Annotated in this window: 18 protein-coding genes; 11 read left to right on the forward strand and 7 right to left on the reverse strand. The window is 69.3% G+C overall.

Annotation, left to right across the window (positions count from 1 at the left end; translation table 11 throughout):
- The first annotated feature begins 26 nt into the window (after positions 1 to 26).
- A complete protein-coding gene (nagA, locus tag AB0M73_RS43465) occupies positions 27 to 1,193 on the forward strand; it encodes an N-acetylglucosamine-6-phosphate deacetylase (RefSeq protein WP_363904724.1) in 1,167 nt (388 codons plus the stop codon).
- Positions 1,194 to 1,311: 118 nt separating this feature from the next.
- Here the strand turns inward: nagA and AB0M73_RS43470 are convergent, their stop codons facing one another.
- Complete coding sequence (locus tag AB0M73_RS43470) at positions 1,312 to 2,736, reverse strand: amino acid permease (RefSeq protein ID WP_363904727.1); 1,425 nt, start codon at positions 2,734 to 2,736, stop codon at positions 1,312 to 1,314.
- A gap of 140 nt (positions 2,737 to 2,876) precedes the next feature.
- Between AB0M73_RS43470 and AB0M73_RS43475 the strand changes: the two genes are divergently transcribed.
- The 3 genes from AB0M73_RS43475 to AB0M73_RS43485 are packed head-to-tail and all read left to right on the forward strand — an operon-like array spanning position 2,877 to position 6,526.
- Positions 2,877 to 3,380, forward strand: a complete 504-nt coding sequence (locus AB0M73_RS43475) for a PH domain-containing protein (protein WP_363904730.1) — start codon at positions 2,877 to 2,879, stop codon at positions 3,378 to 3,380.
- A complete protein-coding gene (locus tag AB0M73_RS43480; RefSeq protein WP_363904733.1) occupies positions 3,377 to 4,915 on the forward strand; it encodes a PH domain-containing protein in 1,539 nt (512 codons plus the stop codon). The genes AB0M73_RS43475 and AB0M73_RS43480 overlap by 4 nt, the downstream gene beginning before the upstream one ends.
- A 27-nt stretch (positions 4,916 to 4,942) precedes the next feature.
- A complete protein-coding gene (locus AB0M73_RS43485; protein ID WP_363904736.1) occupies positions 4,943 to 6,526 on the forward strand; it encodes a DUF3558 family protein in 1,584 nt (527 codons plus the stop codon).
- A gap of 76 nt (positions 6,527 to 6,602) precedes the next feature.
- Here the strand turns inward: AB0M73_RS43485 and AB0M73_RS43490 are convergent, their stop codons facing one another.
- Positions 6,603 to 6,890, reverse strand: coding sequence for a zinc-ribbon domain-containing protein (locus AB0M73_RS43490; protein ID WP_043717505.1), 288 nt, complete (start codon positions 6,888 to 6,890; stop codon positions 6,603 to 6,605).
- Between the two features lie 40 nt (positions 6,891 to 6,930).
- A complete protein-coding gene (locus AB0M73_RS43495) occupies positions 6,931 to 8,298 on the reverse strand; it encodes a serine hydrolase domain-containing protein (RefSeq protein WP_363904769.1) in 1,368 nt (455 codons plus the stop codon).
- A 66-nt stretch (positions 8,299 to 8,364) separates the two neighbouring features.
- Between AB0M73_RS43495 and AB0M73_RS43500 the strand changes: the two genes are divergently transcribed.
- Positions 8,365 to 9,336, forward strand: coding sequence for a magnesium transporter CorA family protein (locus AB0M73_RS43500; RefSeq protein WP_363904739.1), 972 nt, complete (start codon positions 8,365 to 8,367; stop codon positions 9,334 to 9,336).
- A 154-nt stretch (positions 9,337 to 9,490) separates the two neighbouring features.
- Complete coding sequence (locus AB0M73_RS43505) at positions 9,491 to 11,284, forward strand: anthranilate synthase family protein (RefSeq protein ID WP_363904742.1); 1,794 nt, start codon at positions 9,491 to 9,493, stop codon at positions 11,282 to 11,284.
- Positions 11,285 to 11,610: 326 nt separating this feature from the next.
- Here the strand turns inward: AB0M73_RS43505 and AB0M73_RS43510 are convergent, their stop codons facing one another.
- Both AB0M73_RS43510 and AB0M73_RS43515 read right to left on the reverse strand, forming a co-directional pair.
- Positions 11,611 to 13,506 carry a protein kinase gene (locus AB0M73_RS43510; RefSeq protein WP_363904745.1) on the reverse strand — a complete coding sequence of 632 codons (1,896 nt, stop codon included), beginning with the start codon at positions 13,504 to 13,506 and terminating at the stop codon, positions 11,611 to 11,613.
- Between the two features lie 109 nt (positions 13,507 to 13,615).
- Positions 13,616 to 16,288, reverse strand: a complete 2,673-nt coding sequence (locus AB0M73_RS43515; RefSeq protein ID WP_363904748.1) for a lectin — start codon at positions 16,286 to 16,288, stop codon at positions 13,616 to 13,618.
- A 266-nt stretch (positions 16,289 to 16,554) separates the two neighbouring features.
- Between AB0M73_RS43515 and AB0M73_RS43520 the strand changes: the two genes are divergently transcribed.
- A complete protein-coding gene (locus AB0M73_RS43520) occupies positions 16,555 to 17,820 on the forward strand; it encodes an alginate lyase family protein (RefSeq protein WP_363904751.1) in 1,266 nt (421 codons plus the stop codon).
- Between the two features lie 74 nt (positions 17,821 to 17,894).
- Here the strand turns inward: AB0M73_RS43520 and AB0M73_RS43525 are convergent, their stop codons facing one another.
- Together AB0M73_RS43525 and AB0M73_RS43530 are read right to left on the reverse strand one after the other, a co-directional pair.
- On the reverse strand, positions 17,895 to 18,305 hold the full coding sequence (locus AB0M73_RS43525) for a VOC family protein (protein ID WP_363904754.1): 411 nt from the start codon (positions 18,303 to 18,305) through the stop codon (positions 17,895 to 17,897).
- A 49-nt stretch (positions 18,306 to 18,354) separates the two neighbouring features.
- Positions 18,355 to 18,714 (reverse strand): AraC family transcriptional regulator, encoded by a 360-nt coding sequence (locus AB0M73_RS43530; protein WP_198047770.1) that lies wholly within the window; start codon positions 18,712 to 18,714, stop codon positions 18,355 to 18,357.
- Positions 18,715 to 18,813: 99 nt separating this feature from the next.
- Between AB0M73_RS43530 and AB0M73_RS43535 the strand changes: the two genes are divergently transcribed.
- The 4 genes from AB0M73_RS43535 to AB0M73_RS43550 all read left to right on the forward strand — a co-directional run bounded on the left by AB0M73_RS43535 (position 18,814) and on the right by AB0M73_RS43550 (position 22,377).
- Entirely contained in the window at positions 18,814 to 19,344 is a 531-nt protein-coding gene (locus tag AB0M73_RS43535) for an NAD(P)H-dependent oxidoreductase (RefSeq protein ID WP_363904758.1), read from the forward strand.
- Between the two features lie 36 nt (positions 19,345 to 19,380).
- Positions 19,381 to 20,697, forward strand: a complete 1,317-nt coding sequence (locus tag AB0M73_RS43540; protein ID WP_363904761.1) for an MFS transporter — start codon at positions 19,381 to 19,383, stop codon at positions 20,695 to 20,697.
- 36 nt (positions 20,698 to 20,733) lie between these two features.
- Positions 20,734 to 21,675, forward strand: coding sequence for a DUF3152 domain-containing protein (locus tag AB0M73_RS43545; protein ID WP_363904763.1), 942 nt, complete (start codon positions 20,734 to 20,736; stop codon positions 21,673 to 21,675).
- 120 nt (positions 21,676 to 21,795) lie between these two features.
- Positions 21,796 to 22,377 (forward strand): DUF6292 family protein, encoded by a 582-nt coding sequence (locus tag AB0M73_RS43550; protein ID WP_363904766.1) that lies wholly within the window; start codon positions 21,796 to 21,798, stop codon positions 22,375 to 22,377.
- Positions 22,378 to 22,418: the final 41 nt, after the last annotated feature.

Raw genomic sequence — 22,418 nt, forward strand, 5'->3', positions numbered from 1 at the left:
CCAGACGCCTAGTCCAGGAGGCACCCGTGTACCTGCTGCGCCACGCCCGGCTCGTGTTGCCGGGAGGAGTCGTCCACGACGGCCGCCTCGCCGTCGGCGGGGAATGGATCACCGAGCTGGGCACCGGCGCCAACGGTGGCCCGCATGCCGGCATCGAGGTCGTCGACCTCACCGGATACGTGGTGGTGCCCGGATTCGTGGACATGCACGTCCACGGGGGCGGCGGCGGCTCCTTCGGCGAGGACCTGGAGCAGGCGCGCAAGGTCGTGGAGTTCCACCGCTCCCACGGCACGACGACGACCATCGGCAGCACCGTCACGATGGCGCTGCCGGAGCTGGAGCGGGCCGTCGAGGCGCTGTCCACGTTGGTGCAGGACGGTCTGCTCGCGGGCATCCACCTGGAGGGCCCGTTCATCAGCAAGGCCCGCTGCGGCGCGCACGATCCGGCGCTGCTGCGGGAACCCGAGGAGCACGTGATCGCCAAGCTGTTGGAGCGCGGGCACGGCGCCATCAAGATGGTGACGCTGGCGACCGAGCTCAACGGCGGCCTGCGGGCCGTGCGGCAGCTGACCGACAACGGCGTCATCGCCGCCCTGGGGCACACCGATTCCAGCTACGAGCAGGCCCGTGAGGCCATCGACGCCGGCGTCACCGTGGCCACGCACCTGTTCAACGCCATGCGCGGCCTGCACCACCGCGAGCCCGGGCCGATCGCCGCCATGCTGGAGTCGGAGACAGTCGCGGTGGAACTGGTCAACGACGGGCACCATCTGCACGACGCCGCCGTGGAGCTCGCTTTCCAGGCCGCCGGCCACTCCCGCGTCTCGCTGATCACCGACGCGATGAGCGCCGCCGGCGCCGGGGACGGCAGCTACGAGCTGGGCGCGCTGGCCGTGAACGTCGTCGACGGCGTGGCCCGGCTGGCCGACAACGGCTCCATCGCCGGCTCCACCCTGACCATGGACAGCGCTTTCCGCCGGGCCGTGCTGGTCAACGAGATCCCGTTGGAGCAGGCCGCCGTCGCCGCCTCCGGCACCCCGGCGCGGGTGCTCGGCATCGATGACCTGGTCGGCTCCCTGGAGGTCGGCAAGCGCGCCGACCTCGTCGTGCTGGACGACCGCCTCAACGTCGCCGGCGTCATGTCCCACGGCCGCTGGATCACCGAGGTCCCGGCGCCCCTGGTCAACCGCTGACGCTCAGTAACCCCTTTTTGGTGCGGAAGGGACCATTCCTCCACTCCGAGTGGAGGAATGGTCCCTTCCAAACGCCAGAAAGATCGGAGGGGTTACTGGGTGTGGCTGGGCGGGGAGGTCAGGGCAGGTGCCCGGGAGGCGCGGTGGCGGCCATGGCCCGGACCCGCTTGCGCACGGCGAACCAGCCCAGCACCAGCAGCAGCACCACGGCCGGGATGCTGTAGATCATGATCCGGCCGGCCGGCACGTCGAAGTAGCTCAGCGCCAGCACGAGCACCAGGAAGACCAGGGTGGCGTAGTTGGTGAACGGGGCCCACGGCAGCCGGTAGGCCGGCCGCTCGATCTCCCCGCGCCGGGCCTTCCGCTGCAGCGCCAGGTTGCAGATCATGATCATCGACCACATGCTCAGAATGCCCAGCGCGGAGAAGTTCAGGGCGATCTCGAACGACTCCCCCGGCACGAACAGGTTGAGCACCACGCCCAGCACGTACACGCAGGCGGTCAGCAGCACGCCCCCGTACGGCACGCCGCCCCGGCTCATCACACCCAGGAACTTCGGCGCGGAGCCGGCCGTGGACAGCGAGCGCAGGATCCGGCCGGTGGAGTACAGCCCCGAGTTGACGCTGGACAGGGCGGCGGTCAGCACGACGATGTCCATGATGCCGGCGGCGCCGGGCACGCCGAGCGAGGACAGGAACGTGACGAAGGGGCTCACGTTCTTGTCGTACGAGCTGGACGGCATGAGCATCACCAGCAGCAGCACCGAGCCCACGTAGAAGATCGCGATGCGCCAGCCGACGGAGTTCACGGCCTTGGGGATCACCTTGCGCGGCTCGGCCGTCTCGCCCGCGGCCACCCCGACCATCTCGATGGCGGCGTAGGCGAACACCACGCCCTGCAGGATCAGCACCGCCGGCAGCAGCCCGTGCGGGAAGAAGCCGCCCTGCTCCACGATCAGCTGCGGCCCGGTGACGTTGCCGTTGACCGGCGTGCGGGAGACCAGCACGAAGATGGCGATCACCATGAACACCACCAGGGCCAGCACCTTGATCGCGGCGAACCAGAACTCCAGCTCCCCGAACAGGGTCACCGACACCATGTTCACCGCGAGCACGAGCAGCAGCGCGCACAGGGCCGGGATCCACTGCGGCACGGTCGGCCAGAAGAACTGCACGTACTTGGCGGCCGCGGTCACGTCGGCGACGCCGCTGCACGCCCAGTTCAGGAAGTACATCCAGCCGACGAAGAACGCCGAGCGCTCGCCGAGGAACTCCCGCGAGTACGAGACGAACGAGCCCGAGCTGGGACGGTGCATGACCAGCTCGCCCATGGCCCGCACCACGAAGAACGCGAACACGCCGGCGACGGCGTAGACGATGGCCAGCGACGGGCCCGCGGTCACCAGGCGGCCGCTGGCCCCCAGGAACAGGCCGGTGCCGATGGCCCCGCCCATGGCGATCATCTGAACCTGACGGCTCTTCAGGCCCTTGTGGTAGCCGGCGTCGCCGTCGTCGACGGCAACGGCCTCCGGGGTGTGCGACATGTCGTCCTCTCGGCCGCGGATTACGCCGTTTGTAGCAGAGTGACGAAGCGCTCACCCAGGGGAGCCGCCGGTCACGGGGACGAACGTGACATCTGTCCCGGGTGAACGGCCGGTCGGTGGGGCATGGTTTGCTCGTGGACGTGAGTGAGACGACGGGGGTGCGGCTGCGGGCGCCACGGCAGCGGATCAGCCGAAAGGCCGTTCCGTACTGGACCGTGCGGGCGCTGCCGGGATGGATCGTGCTGCTGGTCGGCGAGGTCCTGTTGAAGGTGTTGCCGGACGACCCGCCCGGGACGTGGCTGACCGCGGTCATCGTGGTGACGGCGGTGCTGGCGCTCATCCACCTGGCGGTGATGCCGAGCTGGCGGTACCGGGTGCACCGCTGGGAGGTCACGCCGACCGCCGTCTACACCCAGTCCGGCTGGATCGACCAGGAGTGGCGGGTCGCGCCGCTGAGCCGGATCCAGACCGTCGACACCGAGCGCGGGCCGTGGGAGCAGCTGTTCGGGCTGGCCAAGGTCACCGTGACGACCGCGTCCGCCGCCGGCCCGCTGCACATCCACGGCCTCGACCTGGACGTGGCCCGTGGGCTGGTGGACGAGCTGACCGCGGCCACCGAGGCCAGCAAGGGCGACGCGACGTGAGCGAGCACCAGGTGGACATCGCGCCCGCCCCGCCGCTCAACGAGCCGCCGGAGTGGTTGCGGCTCAACGGGTTGATGGTGATCGTCAGCCCGCTCAAGGAGATCGTGCGGGCCGCGGTCCCGCTGGTCGTGGTGTTCGTGGCCGGCGCGCACAGCTGGTGGCAGTGGCTGAGCCTGGTCGGCGTGGGCGTGCTGATCGCCCGCGGCGTCACGCACTGGGCCACGGCCCGCTACCGCATCACCGATGAGCAGGTCGAGCTGCGCTCGGGTCTGTTCAACCGGAAGACGCGGGCGGTGCCGCGGGACCGGATCCGCACCGTCGACATCACCTCGGAGTGGCAGCACCGCCTGGTCGGGCTGAGCGCGTTGAAGATCGGCACGGGTCGTCAGGACAAGGGCAAGGACGACGAGCTGGTCCTGGACGCCATCACCAAGGCCGAGGCCGAGCGGCTGCGAACCCTGTTGCTGACCAAGAACACCGCCGCCGCCGCGCCCGAGCAGTCCGCTGTGGACAGTGTGCCGGCGGCGACCGAGCTGGTCCGGGTGGACCGGCGCTGGACCTGGTACGCCCCGTTCACGCTGTCCGGCATCGCCGTCGTGGCGGCGGCGTTCGGCGCGGTCTGGCACTTCGCCAACGACCTGCACATCCGGCCGGACGACATCACCCTGCTGCACGACGGGCTGGACCTGGTCGGCACCGAGTCGCCGTGGGTGCTGATCCCGGCGGCGGTCATCGTGCTGCTGCTGGTCGCGACCATCGCCTCGGTGCTGGGCTACATCCTGTCGTACTGGAACTTCTCCGTGACCCGCGAGCAGAGCGGCACCCTGCACATCCGGCACGGCCTGCTCAACACCCGCTCCGTGTCGATCGAGGAGGCACGGCTGCGCGGCGTCGAGGTGAAGGAGACGCTGCCGCTACGCATGGTCGGCGGCGGGCGCGCCACCGCCGTGGTGAGCGGCCTGCGCACCGGCCGTGGCGACGAGCGCGGCGGCGGCCTGCTGCTGCCCGCGGCCCCGGTCGCCGAGGCGCACCTCGTGGCGGCAAAGGTGTTGCGAGAGCCGCAGGATCCGACCACCGCCGCCCTCACGCCTCACCCCCGCGCGGCGCTGCGACGCCGGCTCACGCGGGCCGTGACCACCGTGCTGGCGCTGGCCCTGGCGGCGTGGATCGGGTACGAGCTGGACCTCCTGCCGTTCTGGGTGTGGATCGTTTTTGTTGTGCTGACACCGTTCTCCGCTTGGCTGGGCCACGACCGGTACCGCAGCCTCGGGCACACCCTGACCCACGGCTACCTCGTGTCGCGGTCCGGCTCGTTGGTGCGGGAGACGGTGGCGCTGCGGTCCGACGGCATCATCGGCTGGCGGGTGCACGCCTCGTACTGGCAGCGTCGATCCGGGCTGGTCACGCTGGTCGCCACCACCGCGGCCGGACGTGGCGGATACCACGTGACCGATGCCGGCACGAGCCAGGCACTGGCCTTCGCCGACGAGGCCGTCCCCGATCTGGTGGCCCAGTTCCTGGAACCGGCCACATAGGACAAGTCCGGTGTTAGGGTCCGATCCATGTCGTGGATTCGGGGGGTCGCCGCCGCGGTGGCGGTGCTGACTCTGGGCGGATGTGCCAGCGCTGTCGGGGGCCAGGCGGAGCCGATTCTCGGCGCGCAGAGCAAGGTCAAGGGGCCGCCGGACCGTGACGGCGACGCGGTGCTGAATGCCCTGCGGCTGCTCGACGCCTGCGCGCTGATGGACGGTCCGGCCATGGCCGCCGCCGGCCTGCCGGGCAACGCGCGGCCGTTCCCCGTGGCCGCGCACGCCTGCACGTTCACCGCGGACCCGGTCCTCGGCGACGCCGTCGAGGTGATGGTCGGCAAGAACACCAGCTTCGCCGCCAAGTACCACGAGCTGCCGGTCACCATCGCCGGCGCCAAGGCGTACGTGGACGACCTCACGTTCAGCGGGCGCCCGGAGTGCTCCGTCGACATCCCGGTCAGTTTCTTCCTGTCGGTCGAGCTCCGGGACAAGCCCGGCTACGAGTCCAAGACCAATTCCTGTGACCAGGCCAAGGCGGCCGCCGCCGGCGTGATCGGCAAGCTCGGCAACCCCGACGCCGTCGCCATGCCGGCCTCGCGGCCGATGGGCAACTGGGACGGCTGCTCGCTGCTGACCGCGGCGCTGCCGGACCTGGACGTCAAGAAGGTCAAGCTGGACATGGATTCCGCGCGCTCGCCGTACGACAGCTGCTCGGCCAGCCAGGACGACGGCAAGGGCAAGCTGACCGAGCTGGGGCAGGTGGAAGTCAAGTACGACTCGGATCCGCTGGCCGGCGCCAACCGCACGCCTCGTCAGGTGGGCGACAAGACCGCCAATGTCTCCGACATGAGCACCAGCTGCTACATCGAGTGGGGCCTCGGGCCGTCCGGCTCGCCGGACAAGCTGTACGGCACCGTCACCGTCGAGGTGAAGCTGAAGGGCTGCGACAACGCGACCGCGCTGGCCGTGAAGATCCAGAAGGCGCTGGCCGGCGCGCCGCCCAGCAACGCCAAACCGCAGCGGCCCTTGCTGTTCAAGCCCGACGAGCCCGACACCGACGCCGTCGGCGCGTGCATCGACTTCCCCCAGAACGACGGCAACTGCGCGCCGTACCAGCCGTTCACGCTGCCGGCCTCGTTCGCGGAATGGTTCCCCAGCACCGATTCCCAGCCGTCCATCGGCTGCGCCATCGCCGCTGACGCGGTGAAGGAGGTGTTCGGCGACGCCTTCAGGCCCGTGGTGTGGGGCCAGCACTGCTTCTTCGTGGAGCCGACGCACTCGCTGACCATCACCATCGACGTGGCCACCAAGTACGCGCCGGGCAAGTACGGGGCCCGCCCCGACCTGTTCTCCAACGTGAAGACCATGTCCGTGTCCGGCAAGGCGGCCAAGGCCTTCACCAACACGATCCACACCACCAAGCCCGGGCGCCCGGCCTACGACGAGTACGACGTGTACGTGTCGCCGCACGACGACCTCGACCAGCTGGGCATGATCGCCGGGCTGATCCAGGCCAGCACCCCGCGCGGCAGCAACCAGGACGCGGTGCCCGACATCAGCAAGCTGCACGACCTGGACAAGGTCATGACCAAGGTCATCGCCCAGTACGTGAAGTGACCCCGTTATGCAGGGAAGGACGCCTTACCCTCGTTGAACGAGGGTAAGGCGTCCTTCCCTGCATGAAGCGGCTGTCTCAGCCCAGGTTCTGCGGCAGCTGCTGGGCGGCCGGCTGCTGCGCGGCGGTCTCGTTCTGGGCCACCAGGGCCAGCGACTGCTCCTTGGACAGCTCGCTGACGTTGCCGCAGTACGTGCACTGCAACTGGTAGCGGTTGCTGACCGGGAACAGCGGGATGAAGAAGAACGTGAACTTGGTGGTGAACTTGCGCAGCGCGTGCGCCGCCGGATTGTGACAGTTGTTGCACACCAGCATGGTCATCAGCAGCTGCTGCACGTATCTGCGGAAACCCCAGATCAGAAGCACGTCTTCTCCACCCCTAAAGTCGAAACGATCGAGCGGCAGTTTACAGCGCCTGCCACCCGTTCGGGTCCACTCCGCCGGGAATCTCGGCCGCGGTCTCGTACGGCTCCCGGCTGAAGATGAACGTGGCCAGGTCGAGGTGGCTGACCGAGCCGTCCTCACGGCGCACCACCCGCAGCGTCTCGCCCGCGTAGTAGCCGTCGAGGCCGATCCAGGTGTCCTTGCCGGTCGGCCGGAACCGGGACGCGCGCCCGCCGACGCCGGACAGCGCCGTGAAGCTGATCCAGCCGTCGTGTGACAGCCGCAGCGCCCGCGGCGCCGGGCCCCAGTACCAGGTTCCGCTCAGGGCCAGTAGGTCCTGGTCCACCTCGGGCAGCGGCGCCCACTCGGCCGGGATCGACGGCTCCAGCGTGGAGATGATGTCGATCAGGTCCGCGACCAGCGCCGGCACGTCGACGCCGGTGGTCGTGTTGGTCATGGCGATGGCGGCGGTGCCGGTCTCGGGGTGCGCCCAGACCGTGGCCAGGAAGCCCGGCATCGAGCCGGTGTGCCCGGCCAGCCGGCGGTTGCGGTTGCGGGCCAGCTGGAAGCCGAGGCCGTAGCCGCCGGTCCACTGCTCGCCGTCCTCGACGACGGCCGGCTCGCGCATCTCGGCCACGGTGTCCGGGCGCAGCACGCCGCCCGTGTCGCCGGCGATGACGCGGGCCCAGCGGGACAGGTCGGTCAGCGTCGACCACAGCTGGCCGGCCGGGGCCATCGACACCGCGTCGTGCGACGGCTCCGGCAGCAGCACGTCGGCCCACGGGTGCACGGCCAGGCCGTCGGCGTGCGGCTTCTCCGGCATCGGCGTCGTGCGGGTCATGCCCAGCGGCTGCAGCAGCTCAATGCGGGCCGCGTCCAGCCAGCTCATGCCGCGCTGGCGGGCCACCAGCTCGCCGAGGGCGCCGTACCCCAGGTTGGAGTAGTGGAACCGGCGGCCCGGCCGGTGCTTGAGCTCCTCCGCGCCGACCCGCTCCGCCATCTCCGGCCACTCCACGCCCGGCGTCCGCTCCCACCACTGGCCCGGTGACTCCGCCGTGATGCCGCTGGCGTGGGCCAGCAGCTGAGCCACGGTCACGTCGCCGAAGGCCGTGCCCGGCACGTACTTGTCGTACGGGGCGTTCAGCTCCACCTTGCCCTCGTCGCGCAGGCGCATCACCAGCGCGGCGACGAAGGTCTTCGTGATCGAGCCGATCCGGTACTGCGTGTCCACGCCGGGCACTTCGCCCGTGACCCGGCCGCGGCCGCCGCTCCACGCGATCTGCCCGTCCCGGACCACCGCCGCGACCAGCGAGGGCGCGCGCTTGGCGGACTGCTCGACGGCGACGCGGTGCAGCAGGGCGCGCTCCGTGGAGGGCAGCAGGGGTTCGATCGGCACGCCAGGTCCTTCCCGTTCAACGGCGTTGGGCGGCGGAGGCGGGCCGTTAGCCTGACAGCCATGGCTCGCACCCGGCTCTACCGTAACGGCGTCCTCTCGTCCGAGGACTTCAACCCCGCGGAGATCTCCGACCACCTGGCCGAACCAGGGGTGACCATGTGGCTCGACATGTGCGAACCGGACGAATCGGATCTGACTGTCATCAGCGAGGAGCTGGGCCTGCACCGGCTGGCCGTCGAGGACGCCATCTCCGAGCACCAGCGGCCCAAGCTGGACCACTACGAGTCGCACCTGTTCATGTCGGCCTACCTCGCCTCGGTCGATCCGGACACGGAGAAGCTCAGCACCAGCGAGATCTCCGTGTTCATCACGCCCTCGGCGCTGGTCACCGTGCGCAAGGATCCCCATTTCGACATCAACAAGGTCGTCGACCGCTGGGACACCAACGCCGACCTGGCCAAGAGCGGCGTGGCCTTCCTGCTGCACGGGCTGCTCGACTTCATCGTGGACAGCCACGTCGACGCCGTGCAGCTGCTGGACGAGCGGATCGAGCAGATCGAGGAGGCCCTGTTCGCCGAGCGGGTCGACCTCCAGCCCCTCCAACGCCACTCGTACCGCCTGCGCCGCAGTCTCATGGCCCTGCGCAAGGTCGCCGGGCCCATGCGGGAGGTCCTGGAGGGCGTCCTGCGGCACGGCTCGCACCTGGTCGACCGCACCATGCGCCCGTACTTCGGCGACGTCCAGGACCACGTGCTGAAGGCCGCCGGCCGCATCGATGCGCTCCGTGACCTCGCCGCCACCCTGCGGGAGACCGAGCTGACCGTGCAGAGCAACCAGCTCAACGTGATCATGAAGAAGGTCACCAGCTGGGCCGCGATCATCGCCGTGCCCACGCTGATCACCGGCTTCTACGGCCAGAACGTCACCTATCCCGGCATCAACACCGAGTGGGGCTTCTGGGTGTCCTCGCTGGTGATCGTGGTCGCTTCGGTGGCGCTGTGGTGGTCCTTCCGTCGGCGCGGGTGGCTGTAGTACGTTGTGCCCGTGTCCGCGCGTCAGAACATGAACTGGTGGCCCGCCCGGTAGGCGGCCCACTCCCACGCGCATCCCGTGGCCGTCTCATCCGAGGCGGCCATTTTGTTTGCCCGGCTTCGGTTGTGACGGCCCCTTTCCCAGGAGCCCGACCATGTTGCTCGACCGGATCACCTCTGCCACCGCCTATGCGTTGCTGCGCCGCCGTCCCGACACCGTCGACGTGCTCGTCGGCGACGTCGTCGAGGTGGCGTCGTTGGCTGAAATTCCTTTGTCCGACAAGGAAGTCCTGGCGATCGTGCCCTACCGTCAGATCGCCGAGCGTGGCTTCGAGTGCGTCGACGACGGCGCGCCCTTGCTGGCTCTGCTGGTCCGTGAACGGGAGACCGTCAGCTTGTCCGACGTGTTGGCCCGGATCGAGGACGTCCCCTTCGACCTGGTCGACGCCGGCTTCGACGTGGACGACGAGGCCTACGGCGAGATCGTGCGCAAGGTGCTCGCCGAGGAGATCGGGCAGGGCGCCGGGGCCAACTTCGTCATCAAACGGACCTACACCGCAACGATTCCGTCCTACACGCCCGCCGTCGCCCTGGCCGTCTTCCGCCGGTTGTTGGCTTCCGAGCGTGGGGCCTACTGGACGTTCCTCGTGCACACCGGCGCCAGCACCTTCGTCGGCGCCACTCCCGAGCGGCACGTCTCCGTGGCCGACGGCATCGCCATGATGAACCCCATCAGCGGCACCTACCGCCACCCTTCCGGCCAGTCCGATCGTGCCGAGCTGTTGGCGTTCCTGGCCGACAGCAAGGAAACCGACGAGCTGTACATGGTCGTCGACGAGGAGCTGAAGATGATGGCCCGCGTCGCCGCCCGTGGCGGCCGGGTGCTCGGGCCGTACCTGAAGGAGATGTCCCGGCTGACCCACACCGAGTACCTGCTGGCCGGTGAGACCACTGTGGACGTTCGGGATGTCCTTCGCGAGACCATGTTCGCCCCCACCGTCACCGGCAGTCCGCTGGAGAACGCCTGCCGGGTCATCGCCCGCTACGAGCAGCGTGGCCGTGGCTACTACGCCGGCGTGTTGGCCCTCATCGGCCCCCACGGCTCTTCCCTCGACGCCCCCATCTTGATCCGCACCGCCGAGATCTCCCCGTCCGGCTCGTTGGCCGTCTCCGTCGGCGCCACCCTCGTCCGCGATTCCGTGCCCGAGAACGAGATCGCCGAGACCTACGCCAAGGCCGCCGGCATCCTGTCCGCCCTGCACGGTCGGTCCACTCCGGACAGTGGTGGTGTTTCCTTCGCCGACGACGTCCAGGTCCTGTCCGCCTTGGCCGCCCGCAACGACCGCCTCGCCCGCTTCTGGTTGGACCACCGGGACTCCTCCGTCGGCCCCTTCTCCGGCCTGCGGGCCCTGGTCGTCGACGGCGAGGACACCTTCACCGCCATGCTGTCGCATCTCCTACAGTCCTTGGGTTTCTCCGTCACCGTCGTCTCCCATGACTCTTCTCCCGTGTTCGCCGGCCACGACCTCGTCATCGCCGGTCCCGGCCCCGGCGACCCTCGCGAGCACACCTCCCCCAAGATCGCCGCCCTGCGCCGCATCATCCTGGACGTGTTGGAGTCCGGCACCCCGTTGTTGGCCATCTGCCTCGGGCACCAGGTTCTCTCCTCGCTGCTCGGCTTCCCCCTCATCCGCAAGTCCCAGCCGTACCAGGGCATGCAACGTTCCATCGACCTGTTCGGCCAGCCCCAGCGTGTCGGCTTCTACAGCACCTTCGTCGCCACCGGCGTCGTTCCCGGTGTCGACGTGTGCGCCGACCCCGCCACCGGTGAGGTGCATGCCTTGCGCTCCCCCGGCTTCGCCTCCACCCAGTTCCACCCCGAGTCGGTGCTCACCGAGCACGGCATCGACATCTTGGAGCGCCTGTTGACCGACTTGTTGCTTCCCTGAAGCCCGTGTGGGCGTGAGATTCCCTTCTCACGCCCACAGCCTCATCGCCGAACTCGCCACCGACGAATGGGCCCCGTCGAGATCGGCACGGCCTGACAACTGTTCCCGTCAACGCCGCCTACCGCGTCGCCTGAGCCACCCGCCTGGCCACCGTCTTCCCCGACGTCCTGTCCGCCATGCCCTGCCGCGACCACGACGGCCAACCGTGTACTTGACGGCCCTCCGTGACATCGCGGCCTTGCCACCCGAACCGTGCTCACGTCCGCCGCCGCGCACGTCCACCACCAGACAACCCGCGGCCAAAACCGGCAGTCAGATCCAGCCAGTCACATGCGGCGGGTCACGGTGGTCACGGGACCCCGCTGCGACACCCCGGAGTTCGCCAGCCAGCCGTCCAACTGCTGCTGCACCCGCCCGAGAGTGGGACGGTGTCCGGCTTCCTTGTCGAGGGAGGCCATCAACAGCCGGCGGTGCACGGAACGCTCGGGCAGCTTGGTGTTGGGCTCGGCGTTGGCGCCGGCGAGCAGTGCCGCCATGGGGTTCTCACGGGTGCCGCGAGGGGGGTGGCCGGTGAGGGCGTAGCTGACGGTGGCGGCGAGCTGCCAGGCGTCGGAGGCGGGGCTGGCGGTCTCGCCGCGGGCGACCTCGGGGGCCAGGTAGTCGGGGGTGCCCATCATCATGCCGGTGGCGGTGAGAGTGCTGTCGCCACGGCGACGGGCGAGGCCGAAGTCGATGAGGTGGGGAATGCCCTCGGGATCGATGATGACGTTGGAGGGCTTGAGGTCCCGGTGCAGGACGGACTTCTCATGGGCGGCGGACAGGGCACCGGCGAGGGTGGACCACAGGCGGGCGGCGGCGACGTCGTCGAGCAGACCGTTGCGCTGCATGGCCTGGGCCAACGAGAAACCCTCGACATACTCCATGACGATGGCGATGCCGTCGTCCTCCTCGAGAATGTCGTACACGTGCACACAGTTCTCATGACGAACGGCGGCCAGGGCCCGGGCCTCGCGGTACATGCGCTCCTGGGTGTCGGCATCCGAAGTGTGGGCGATCTTGATGGCGACCTGGCGGTTCAGGTTGGAATCCATGGCCAGCCACACCTTGCCGAACCCGCCGGCGCCGAGCTGACGGATACGGCGGAAGCGACCGCCGAAGGAGTCGCCGGTGCTGTCGAACTTCGTCGGGGCGTCCAAGGGATTGAAGACGGTCTTGTCGGGGTCGGGAGCGGGAGGGGTGGCCCACGGGAGAGGGCCGGGGGTCATGGCCAAGCCGCTGGCCAGAGAAGGACCGGCGGGTTGGACACGGGTGGGGGGAGGCAGAGGAGGCCGAACCTGAGGACGCGGCGGGGGGCCAACAGGCGGGGAAGACTGCGAGTACATCTGCGTGGGCGGGTTCTGCCGAGGCATGGCGGTGGCCGTCGCCGGATTTTGGCGGGGCATGGGGGCCTGCGTCTGAGGCTTGGCCGCCGGCTTGACCGGTGAGGCGGGAGGCAGAGAAGGCGGCACGGGGCGCTGCTCGCTCAAAGCCTTGTCGGCCGGCGAGGACGGATGCAGCACCCCGTCGCTGGGCGTGCCGAGCAGCTTCACGGCCAGGACACCGACGGCGCTGACGGGCAGGAAGCCGAGCCACAGCATGCCGACGACGCCGGCGGGCAGGCTGAAGGTGGAGAAGATGAAGATGACGAACGGCGCGTAGAACAGCCGGGCGGGCCACCGGGCGCCGCCGCGGAAGGCGTTCTTGGCCTGCCGGGTGATCCAGAACAGCACGAAGGCCGGCACGATGATCAACGAGGCGATGGCCAGCCAGCGCACCGGCCCGCTCTCGGAGCTGGTGATGGCCCGAGCGGCCCGCATGGAGCCGGCGAGCAGGTCGTTCTGGCTGGACAGCACGTAGCAGAAGCTCTCGCCGAGGGTGTTGCCGCCGTCCAACTGACCCGGGTTCTGCAACGCCACGGTGGCTCCGTTGAAGGCGGAGAGCGGCAGCAACAGGTTGCCGACGACGCCGATCGCCGTGAACAGGATCACCATGCCGGGGTGGTAGCTGTTGCCGCTGACCTTGCGGATCAGGGCCACGAACATGGCCGCGGCGATCGGGGCCAACGCGAACAACCCACCGGCCAGCGCGGTCGTCAGCAGCCAGTCACCATTGCAGACCCGCAGTCCGAACGCGCTGTGCAGTCCAGAGAGCAGGCCGATCACCAGCGCGCCGACACCGTCCACGCAGCCACTGTATCGCCGGGGCACGAGTGGTAGGCCGAACAGCGCAAAACCGAGACCCGGACTCACCCCCGCGAGCCACCCACGCCGGGCGGCTCACGGGGGTGATCGGCTAGGACAAGGTCCAGGACTGGGCGTTGGAGTTGTTGCAGTCGTAGATCTGCAGCTGGGTGCCGTTGGTGGTGGTGCTGTTGGGGTCGTCCAGGCACCGCCCGGACTGCGGGTTGACCAGGGCGGCGCCCTTGACCTGCCACTGCTGGGCCCCGGAGCCGTTGCAGTCGTAGAGCTGCACCTTGACGCCGTTGGCGGTGCCGGAATTCACCACGTCCATGCACTTGCCCATCACCTGGAGGCTGCCGTCGCCGGGAGCGGCCCACCGCTGGGCGTTGGAGCTGTTGCAGTCGTACAGCTGGATCGCGGTGTTGTTGCCGACACCACTGTGGTTGTCGTCGACGCACTTGCCGGCCAGCGCCGAGGTGATCGGCCCGGTTTTGACGTAAGGGGCCCCGGTGCCGGGATACGACGGCGGCGGGGAGGACGCGGCCCACGAGGTGTTGGCGGTGGTGCCGAGCACGTAGTCAAGCGTCCCACCGGTGTTGACGATTGACGGTGGGAGAAACGCGTTGTTCCACGTGGATCCATTGAGGGACAAGGACTGCACGTACGGCGCGTTGTCGGCGGCCTGCGGCGCGTCGACGGTCAGCGCGTGCCCGCCGGGCAGCGTGATGACGGCCTGCGTGAACATCGGGCTGCCCAACGCCAGGTCGGCGGTGCCCGGGGTCTCCGGGAACATGCCCAGCGCCGACCACACATACCAGGCGCTCATGGTGCCCAGGTCGTCGTTGCCGGCCAGGCCGTTGGGCTTGTCGGTCCAGATCTGGTCCTGGACCTGCCGGATCACCTGCTGCGTGCGATACGGCTGCCCCACGTAGTCGTACTCCCAGGGCAGCTCGATGCTGGGCTCGTTGCCGAGATCGGACTTGCTGCCGCCGGCGCCGTTGAAACCGGACAGCACGCTGTTCAGATACGAGATGTACGCCGCGTTTCCGCCGAAGGCAGTGGCCAGGCCGTGGACGTTGAACGGAACCATGCCGGTGTACTGCCAGGAGGTGCCCTCGACGAAGTTGCTGCCGCTGGCGGCGTTGAATCCGCCGGTCCACGAGCCGTCGGCCTGCCGGGGCTGCATGAACTTGCTGGAGGGGTTGAACACGTTGGCCCATTCCTGGGCACGGTTGGCGAATCGAGTCTGGTTGGCGGAGTCACCCAGGGCGCCGGCGAATGAAGACAAAGCGAAGTCGGCGGTGTCGTACTCCAGTTGCGTCGACACGGGGCCGTAGAAGTTGCAGCAGTTCCACTGGCCGTCGGCCGGCAGGTAGCCGGGAGTGGTCAGGTAGTTCTGACCAGGGCGGATGTTGTTCTGCACGGACGCCTCGTGCACCATGGCGCTCAAGGCCGTGGAGGTGTCGAAATTGCGGGCGCCGAAGGCGTAGTAGTCGGCGAGAATGGCGGTGCCGGGGTCACCGACCATCACGTACGTCTCGCCGTTGTTCAACGACCACTTGGGCAGCATGCCGCTCTGCGAATAGTCGTTGACCATGGACTGGGCGATGTCGCTGGCCTTGTCGGGCGCCAGCAGAGCCGACAGCTGAGCCTGGGATCGATAGATGTCCCAGCCGGAGAAATTGGCGTACTGGGCGTGCCCAGCGGCCACGCTGTGCACCTTGTTGTCGAAACCGATGTACTGCCCGTTCACATCCGAGAACACGTTCGGATGCAGCAGCGAGTGGTACAGCGCCGAATAGAACGTCTGCTGCTGGGTGGCGGTGCCGCCGGCAATGGCGATGCGGCCCAGCATGCTGTTCCACGCCGTATGGGCGGCCTGGTGCACGGCGTCGAAGTTCCACTGGGCGTTCTCGGTGTCCCGATTGCCCTGGGCGTTGGCCGTCGACACGTACGAGACGCCGACCTTGGCCTGCACGACCTGGTTGGCGGTGGTGTCGAAGGTCAGGTACTCGCCGGACGGCCCGGCCAGCTGCGGGGTGGCGGTCTGCGGCTGGGCGGGCGCGCCCGGGCGAGTGGTGTCCGGTGCGGGGCCGGACGCGGCGGCGAAACCGCCGCTGGTGGTGAAGGGCTGGTCGAACTTGGCGGCGAAGTACACGGTGTAGGTGGGGCTCGCGCCGCAGAAGTGCCCGGTCGTGACCGACCCGACGATCTCGGTGTTGCTGACCGCCGCGACGGTCGTGTTGCTGACCGAGGTCTGGCTGCCGGCCAGCTTGATCAGCAGGTTGGCCTGCTTGGTCGCGGGGAACGTGAAGCGCCCCATGCCGGATCTGGTCGTGGTGGTCAGCTCCGTGGTGATGCCGGAGTTGAGTTTGACCTTGTAGTAGCCGGCGTCGGCCTGCTCATTGGCATGCGAGAAGGCAGCCGTGGCGGAGCCGTTGACCGCGCCGGTCGTCGGCAGGAACGGCACGTCACCCATGGCGCCGCAGCCGGGGCCGGCGATGTGGGTGAGGCTGAAGCCGGTGATCGAGGAGTCGTTGTACTCGTAACCGCCGCCGTCCGGGCGGCTCGGCGTGTCCGGGCTCCACTGGACCATGCCGAACGGCACGTCAGCGCCCGGGAAGTCATCGGCGGCGTTGCTCGTGCCGATGAAGGTGTTGACCACGGATGCAGGGTCGGCCACCAGTGCCGGCTGCGCCGGCACCGCGGGTGTAGCAGGAATCGGCCCGAGTTGAATCGACAGGGTCGCCAGCGCGGCCAGAGCCAGCGTCGGGGATAACGACATCGTGTTCACCCTTTCGCGATGACATCGTTGTCATGTCCACAAATGTGAACATCGGCCGCGGCGCCGTCCTCACGCACCGCCGTGCGGCCGATCATGGGCGCCGGTCACGTCAGCCATGCGGCCCAGGACAAACCGGAAACCTCTTCCGACCCGTTGACCTGGGCGCTTCCCCGCGCGTAGAAAAGCACTGCCGACCGCCACCGCCCTGCCGCCTCGACTCGTCCCCGAGCACGAGCGCGGCTCCTTCCTCGTGAGGACGTGGATAGGTGATCGGACAGCTCGGTGCGGCGCTGGTGACGACGGTGGGCCTGATACTGGCCCCGTTGACCCACGACGCAGCCTCTGTGAAGACCCCGCACACCGTGGTGATGGACGGCCACGCCCTGGCCTCCGTGAAGATCCAGCTCGTGACGGGCACCGCGTCCAAGGCGACCCGCACCGCGTACGCCGCGCTGATCAAGACGGCCGACGCGGACCTGAAGACCGGCCCGTGGTCGGTGACGGACAAGCCACAGACCCCGCCCAGCGGCGACAAGCACGACTACATGAGCCAGGCCCCGTACTGGTGGGCCGGCACCAAGACGCCGGACAACCCGCAGGGCTGCCCGTACGTCAACAAGGACGGCCAGCGCAATCCCGAGGCCGACGCGATCACCGACCACACCTACCGCATGGTGGCGTGGGACGCGATCCGCGACCTGGCGCTGGCCTGGTACTACAGCGGCGACCCGAAGTACGCGGCGCGGGCCGAGCTGGACATCCGCACGTGGTTCCTGAACCCGGCCACGGCGATGAACCCGAACCTGAACTTCGCGCAGATCATCCCGTGCAGCACCAAGATCTCCGGCACCGGCATCATCGACTCCTCGCAGAGCCTGACCCAGGTGCTGGACGCAGTCACCGTGCTCGAGTCGGGCGCGCCGGGCTGGAAGGGCCAGGACTCCACCGGTCTGAAGGCCTGGTTCGGCAAGTTCCTGACGTGGATGCAGACCAGCCCGCAGGCCAAGCTGGAACTGGCCGCCACCAACAACCACGGCAGCTTCATCGACCAGCAGAACGCCGCGATGGCCGTCTACATCGGCAACACCAAGCTGGCCCGCAGCATCGTCGAGTCGGTGAAGCTGAACCGGATCGACAAGCAGATCAAGCCCGACGGCAGCCAGCCGCTGGAGCTGTCGCGCACGATGTCGTGGCACTACGCCAACTTCAACCTGGTGGCGCTGGGCCGGCTGGCCGAGATCGGCCACAACCTCGGCATCGACCTGTGGCACTACACCAGCCCCAGCGGCGGCAACCTGCTCAAGGCCGTGGACTTCCTGATCCCGGCGGCCGAGAAGGGCCAGAGCGTGTGGCCGTACCAGCAGATCAACGTGTTCGACCAGTCGATCGCGGTGGACATCTTCCACGCCGCGAAGGACCAGGCCGGCGACAAGGCGGCCGGCGCGGCCATCGCCAGGACGCCGGTGCCGGCGCTGGGCGACAACTGGCCGATCCGCCCCGGGGTAACCTCCCTCGACCCACCCCTGAAGTGACCCGGTGATGCAGGGAAGGACGCCTTACCCGCGGTCAACGAGGGTAAGGCGTCCTTCCCTGCATGGGGGCGCCGTCAGCCAAGGGGCTGGCTGAAACGGATGGCGTTGCCGAAGGGGTCGCGCAGGCCGCAGTCGATGCCGTAGTCACGCTTGGTCGGCGCGTCGGTGAACTCGACGCCCTTGGCCAGCAGCGTCTCGTACGTCTTCTGGCAGTCGTCGGTGGTGAAGAACAGGGTGCCGGCCATGGCGCCCTTGGTGAGCAGCTCGCGCACCTGGGCCGCGGTGGCCTCGTCCATGCGGGGCGCGCCGGGGCGCTCCAGCAGGATCTCCCGGTCCTTCTGGCCCGGCACGTTGATCGTCAGCCACCGCATGAAGCCGAGGTCGGCGTCGGTGTTGACCTCCAGCCCCAGCTTGCCGACGTAGAAGTCGAGCGCCTGGTCCTGGTCGAGCACGAAGATCTGGGAAATGGTCAGCGAGTTGAACATGACTCAGACGCTAGTGCCGGCCCCCGGGCGATCGCTTATCCAAAACTGCTCAGTCGTGGGGCCGCATCCAGGACATGGCGAAGCAGGTGGGCACGGGTGCGAGCGGCCCGCGGGCCCGGCAGGCCGACGGAGTCTCGCCGACGATGTCCCGGAAGGTGCGGCTGAACGTGCCGAGGCTGGTGAACCCCACCTCCAGGCAGATGTCCGTGACGCTGCGATCGCACGAGCGGAGCAGGAACATCGCCCGCTCCACCCGGCGCCGCTGGAGGTAGCGGTGCGGCGTCTCGCCGAAGGTGGCCCGGAAGGTGCGGATGAAGTGCGCCTCCGACACGTGCGCGACGCGGGCCAGCGCCGGCACGTCCAGCGGCTCGGCGTAGTGCCGGTCCATGGTGTCCCGGGCCCGCAGCATGCGGCGGTTGGTGTCCTCGACGGCCCGGCTCACGGGCCTGATCACACCACATGATGGGAACGCTTGCGGGCGGCCCGGCCGGATGAGGATGCTCGGGACATGTCCATCACCAGCGGCGTGCTCGTCGGCAACCCCCGTCCCGCCTCCCGCACCCTCAACGCGGCCCTCGCGCTGCGCGACGCCGTGCACCGTGTTGTCGGCGACGCCACGGCCGGCCCGGTCGTCGATGCCGCCGAGCTGGCGGAGCAGGTGTTCACGCCGGGCGCGACCGCAGTGAAGGCGGCCTTGGAGGCGCTGGCCGCCACGAATGTGCTCGTGGTGGCGTCGCCGACGTACAAGGCGAGCTACACCGGCCTGCTCAAGGCGGTGCTCGACCAGCTCCCCGGCGGCGCGCTCAAGGGCGTCGTGGCGGTGCCGCTCCAGGTCGCCGCGTCGGACAAGCACGCCCTGTCCGTCGACCTGCACCTGCGACCCGTGCTCGTGGAGCTGGGCGCGACCGTGCCCGGGGCGGGCGTGTTCGTCAACGAGGCCCGGCTGACCGGCGACCAGGACACCCTGACCAAGGAGCTGGCCGAAGAGCTCGAATCCACCGGCACCGCGAACACGCTGCGGGCACTGCTGGCCAGGTGACGCACAGCGGTCGCGCCGCTGCACTAGGTTGCTCGCGTGTCTGTTGCGGCGAGAATGAACCGGCTGCCCATCACGCGGTCGCACCGGCTGGCCACGGTCGCGGTGGGCCTCGGCCTGTTCTTCGACATCTACGAGATCTTCCTGGCCGGCACGCTGGCCGGAGTGCTGGTGGCGCAGTTCCATCTGGACAAGGCGATCCTGCCGCTCGTGCTGGCCTCGACGTTCATCGGCATGTTCGTCGGCGCGATCCTGTTGGGACGGTTGGCCGACCGGATCGGGCGCCGGCGGGCGTTCCTGCTCAGCCTGGGCATCTACTCGGTGTTCTCGCTGCTGGGCGCGTTCAGCATCGGGCCGTGGACGCTGATGGCCAGCCGCTTCTTCGCCGGCGTGGGCATCGGGGCCGAGCCGGCGGTGTCGGACGCGTACCTCGGCGACCTGTTGCCGCCGAAAAAACGGGGCCTGTACACGGGAATCGCCTACACGCTGTCGTTCCTGGGCGTGCCGGCGGTCGGTTTCCTGGCCGCCGGGCTGGTGCCGCTGAACCCGGACGCGTGGCGCTGGCTGTTCGTGATCGGCGCGGCCGGCGCCGTGGTCGTCTTCCTGCTGCGGACCGGGCTGCCGGAGTCGCCGCGCTGGCTGGAATCGGTGGGACGGCGCGAGGAGGCGGAGAAGATCGTCGCCCGGTTCGAGGCCGAGGCCGGCGGCGACCTGCCGGAGCCGGCGGCCGACGAGACGCCCAACACCACCGCCTCGGTCGGGGCGCTGCTGCGGCCGCCGTACCGCAGGCGCACGCTGATGATGGCCGTGTTCCACCTGCTCCAGACGTTCGGCTACTACGGCTTCGGCACGCTGGTGCCGACCGTGCTGGCGGCCAAGGGCTATCCGATCGTGCAGTCGCTGCTGTTCAGCGGCATCACGTTCATCGGCTACCCGGTCGGGGCGGCGCTGTCGCTGCCGATCATCGAGCGGGTCGAGCGCAAGCACCTGGTGATCGCCGCCGGCCTCGGCATGGCGGTGTGCGGCGTGGCCTTCGGCTTCGCCTCGTCGGAGGCGCTGATCCTGGGTTTCGGCTTCCTGTACACGGCCGTGAGCAACGTCTTCAGCAACGCCTTCCACGTCTACCAGGCGGAGATCTTCCCGACCGGGCTGCGTTCCACCGCCGCCGGCTCGACCTACGCGCTGTCCCGTCTGTCCAGCGCCGCCATGCCGTTCGTGCTGGTGCCGCTGCTGCACGCCACCAACTCGGCCGTGCTGTTCTCGGTGGTGGCCGCCGCCATGATCGTCGTGGCCTTCGACGTGGGCCTGTTCGGTCCGCGCACGACCGGCCGCGATCTGGAACTGGTCAACATCTGAGCAAACCCAAATGCCTACTCGCGCGTAGTAAGCACCATGGCGCGACTGACGGCCGGTGGCCGACTACGGCAGGCCCGGCAGAACTCGAGGCGCGCGGTCCAGCCCCTGGCCGCGCCCGCGCAGCCGCCCCGCCCCGCGCGCAAGAAGGTCGGGGCGGGCTGGCTGGTGTACGCGTTTCCGCTGGTCATCGCCCTGACCGCGATCACGGGCTTCCGGGTGCTGAAGGAGCAGCCGCCGGCCGAGCCGACACCGACGCCGGTGGTCGCCGGCGCGTCGACGCCCGTGTCCATCGGCGAGGCCCCGCCCGGGGCCAAGTTCGCCAAGCAGCTGGCGTCGGCCCAGCTGCCCGACGGCGGGCCCATTCCCGCGGTCGGCAAGGGCACCTTCCACGTCGTGCCCGGCACCTCGGCCCAGATCGGCAAGGGCAAGCTCACGACGTACACCATCGAGGTCGAGGACGGTTTCCAGCCGGTCGGCGGCGACGCGTTGTTCGCCGAGACCGTGCAGAACACCCTGTCCAACCCCAAGAGCTGGATCGGCGGCGGCCAGATCTCGCTGAAGCGCGTCGACTCGGGGAAGGCCGACCTGCACGTCCGGCTGGCGTCGCAGCAGACCACCCGTGATCCCAAGGTGTGCGGCTTCGACATCCCGTACGACACGTCCTGCCGCCTCGACGACAACGTCTACCTCAACGACGCCCGCTGGGAGCGCGGCGCGGTGGCGTTCCAGGGCAACATCCTGCTGTACCAGCAGTACGCCGTGAACCACGAGGTCGGGCACTTCTTCGGCGGCAACCACCTGCCGTGCGCCGACAACGGCGGGCTGGCGCCGGTGATGATGCAGCAGACACTGTCCACCGCGAACAACGACCTCGCCGACCTCACCACCCAGAACCCACAGGGCATCGTCGTGCCCCGCGACGGCAAGGTCTGCCAGCCCAATCCCTGGCCGTTCCCGGTGGCGGGCCAGGGTCAGTGAGGCGGGAACTGAGGTACGTTGACCGGGTCGGGAGCACCTCGCACGCCAGCGCCTCAGCCGGTGTCGGCCCCCGGCTATGTGATCGGCCGCAGCAACGGGGCCGAAGACGGGAGCGCCGACATGACGTCGGACCGCGTGCCCAGTGGTGACGGCGCCCGGATGTCCAAGGTCCACTCGGACGCCCAGCAGGCGATGCGAACCCAGCAGGCCCTCGCCGCCCGCACCGTCGCCGACCACTGCCTCGACGCCGACGACCGCGGCACCCTGCTCGAAATGCTCGGCCTCGACGACGACAGCGCCCGCGAGGACGTCTCCGCCGCGCTCACGGTCGGGCTCAACGCCTACCTTCGGGCCGTCGCCCGCGCCGTGGGCGTGCCCGCGGCCGGCACCTCGTGTGAGGTCAGCGACACCGCCACCGCGTACGTCGGGCTGACCACGCGGGGGCCTCGGGACTTCATGCTGGTGTGGAGCGAGCTGGACGGCTGGTCCGTGCAGATGGAGACCACGCCCACCGAGTCGCCGGTCGTCGTGTCCCGCCTCGGCGGCGACGATCCCGCCCCGCCGCCGTGGGTCGTGGCCCGGTTCGTCTCCGACACCATGACCAGCGTGCCCGGCCAGCCGCCGGCCCGGACCCGGCACCCGCAGGACCGCCGTCAGCTGGCCGACCAGCTCGCCAGCTACGTCGTGCCGGCGGCCTTCTGACCTGAGACAGACAGCACCGCGGCCCGGTGGCTTTCGCCACC

Origin of the sequence: Kutzneria sp. NPDC051319, from assembly GCF_040682195.1 — a bacterium.
Classification (GTDB): Bacteria; Actinomycetota; Actinomycetes; order Mycobacteriales; family Pseudonocardiaceae; genus Kutzneria.

What these genes read in the sequence shown, in the direction of transcription:
- AB0M73_RS43505 (WP_363904742.1), top strand. Translation starts at nt 9,491, where the DNA reads ATGTTGCTCGACCGGATCACCTCTGCCACCGCCTATGCGTTGCTGCGC.
- AB0M73_RS43485 (WP_363904736.1), top strand. Translation starts at nt 4,943, where the DNA reads ATGTCGTGGATTCGGGGGGTCGCCGCCGCGGTGGCGGTGCTGACTCTG.
- AB0M73_RS43545 (WP_363904763.1), top strand. Translation starts at nt 20,734, where the DNA reads ATGGCGCGACTGACGGCCGGTGGCCGACTACGGCAGGCCCGGCAGAAC.
- AB0M73_RS43525 (WP_363904754.1), bottom strand. Translation starts at nt 18,305, where the DNA reads ATGTTCAACTCGCTGACCATTTCCCAGATCTTCGTGCTCGACCAGGAC.
- AB0M73_RS43550 (WP_363904766.1), top strand. Translation starts at nt 21,796, where the DNA reads ATGACGTCGGACCGCGTGCCCAGTGGTGACGGCGCCCGGATGTCCAAG.
- AB0M73_RS43515 (WP_363904748.1), bottom strand. Translation starts at nt 16,288, where the DNA reads ATGTCGTTATCCCCGACGCTGGCTCTGGCCGCGCTGGCGACCCTGTCG.
- AB0M73_RS43500 (WP_363904739.1), top strand. Translation starts at nt 8,365, where the DNA reads ATGGCTCGCACCCGGCTCTACCGTAACGGCGTCCTCTCGTCCGAGGAC.
- AB0M73_RS43470 (WP_363904727.1), bottom strand. Translation starts at nt 2,736, where the DNA reads ATGTCGCACACCCCGGAGGCCGTTGCCGTCGACGACGGCGACGCCGGC.
- AB0M73_RS43530 (WP_198047770.1), bottom strand. Translation starts at nt 18,714, where the DNA reads ATGCTGCGGGCCCGGGACACCATGGACCGGCACTACGCCGAGCCGCTG.
- AB0M73_RS43535 (WP_363904758.1), top strand. Translation starts at nt 18,814, where the DNA reads ATGTCCATCACCAGCGGCGTGCTCGTCGGCAACCCCCGTCCCGCCTCC.